This is a genomic window from Micrococcus sp. KRD070, from assembly GCF_017168435.1.
Lineage (GTDB): Bacteria > Actinomycetota > Actinomycetes > Actinomycetales > Micrococcaceae > Micrococcus > Micrococcus luteus.
The window spans coordinates 125,116-126,890 of sequence record NZ_JABFNH010000017.1 but is presented as its reverse complement, the minus strand read 5'-3'; the positions used below and the strand labels follow the sequence as shown (position 1 = coordinate 126,890).

At 75.1% G+C, this 1,775-nt stretch carries 1 protein-coding gene; it reads right to left on the bottom strand.

Features of this window, described 5'->3' with window-relative positions:
• Positions 1–89: 89 nt before the first annotated feature.
• On the bottom strand, positions 90–1,538 hold the full coding sequence (locus J1M38_RS05815; protein WP_061866915.1) for a PhoH family protein: 1,449 nt from the start codon (positions 1,536–1,538) through the stop codon (positions 90–92).
• Between the last annotated feature and the right edge of the window lie 237 nt (positions 1,539–1,775).

The following is a 1,775-nucleotide window of genomic DNA, read 5'->3' as shown; positions in this document are numbered from 1 at the left end:
CCATCCCCCCTCCGCGGGGCCGAGCACCCCCGCCGGGGGCCGCTGCTTCGGCAGCGGCCCCTTTTTCATGCCCGACCCCGCCGCCCGGCTCAGGCCCGGCCCTCCTCCAGCAGGTCCGTGACCAGTGCGGCGATCGGGGAGCGCTCGGAACGGGTCAGCGTCACATGCCCGAACAGCGGGTGGCCCTTGAGGCGCTCCACCACGGCCGCGATGCCGTCGTGCCGGCCCACGCGCAGGTTGTCCCGCTGGGCGACGTCGTGGGTCAGCACCACCTTCGAGTTGCGGCCCATCCGGCTCAGCACCGTGAGCAGCACGTTCCGCTCGAGCGACTGCGCCTCGTCCACGATCACCCACGCATCGTGCAGCGAACGGCCGCGGATGTGCGTCAGCGGCAGGATCTCCAGCATCCCGCGGTCCACCACCTCGTCCACCACGGACGGGGAGACCAGGGCGCCCAGGGTGTCGAACACGGCCTGCGCCCACGGGCCCATCTTGTCGCCCTCCGAGCCGGGCAGGTAGCCCAGGTCCTGGCCGCCGACGGCGTACAGCGGACGGAACACGACCACCCTGCGGTGCTCGCGGCGCTCCATCACGGCGTCGAGGCCCGCGCACAGCGCCAGCGCGGACTTGCCGGTGCCCGCGCGGCCACCGAGGGAGACGATGCCCACGCCCGGATCCGTCAGCAGCTCGATCGCCAACCGCTGCTCGGCGGAGCGGCCGTGCAGGCCGAACACGTCGCGGTCCCCGCGCACCAGGCGGGCCCGGCCGCCCTCGCCGACCCGCGCCAGGCCGGAGCCCCGGGGCGCGGTGAGCACCAGCCCCGTGTTGACCGGCAGGCGGTCCGCCTCGGCCGGGGCCTCCCCCGGCCCGGTCTCGACGCCCGTGCCGGCCAGGGACCCCAGCGGGATGCCGGCCAGGTCGACCTCGCCGTCGTCGTAGAGCGCGTCCAGCCGCTCCTGCGCCACACTGAGGGAGACGGTGCCGCGCCAGCCCGAGTCACGCACGAGCTCGTGACGGTACTCGTCCGCGGCGAGGCCCATGGCCGCCGCCTTCACGCGCATCGGCAGGTCCTTGGACACGACCGTCACCGTGGCGCCCTCGTCCGCGAGCGCCTTCGCGACGGCGAGGATGCGGGAGTCGTTGTCCGTGCCGCGGATGCCCAGGGGCAGCACGTCCACGGACACGTGGTTCAGTTCGATCCGCAGCGTGCCGCCCTCGGGGGTGATCGGCACGGGCTGGTCCAGCGCGCCGTGGCGACCGCGCAGGTCGTCGAGCAGGCGCAGCGCCGTGCGCGCGTAGTAGCCGAGGTCGGGGTCGGCGCGCTTGGCCTCGAGCTCCGAGACCACCACGAGCGGCAGGACCACCTCGTGCTCGGCGAAGTGCAGCAGGGCGCGCGGGTCCGAGAGCAGCACGGACGTGTCCACCACGTAGGTCCGCAGGCCGGCCGCCTCCGCCGGCCCCGCCTCGGCACGCGCCTGGCCCGGCCGGCTCGACGGCTCCTGCCGGGTCTGCGCGTGCTCCACGAGCTCTGCCACCATGTCTGCCTCCTGTGCCGGTGAACCGTGCGGACGGGGGTCCGCCCACGGGCCACGCTAGGAAGCGGCGTCGTCCACCGGGGCCCGGCACGGTGAACCCGGGATGAAGTCGCGGTGACGGTCCGTCCGGGCCCCGCCACGGCCCCGACGTCCCGCGCTCCCTACACTGGAGACGCGCCGCCGACGTCCCGGCGGCCGCCCGCTCCCCGTCCCCAGGAGGGCCCTTGAGCATGCACCGCC

Excerpts from the sequence above, each read along its gene's own strand:
- J1M38_RS05815 (WP_061866915.1), bottom strand. The coding sequence starts at position 1,538 with ATGGTGGCAGAGCTCGTGGAGCACGCGCAGACCCGGCAGGAGCCGTCG.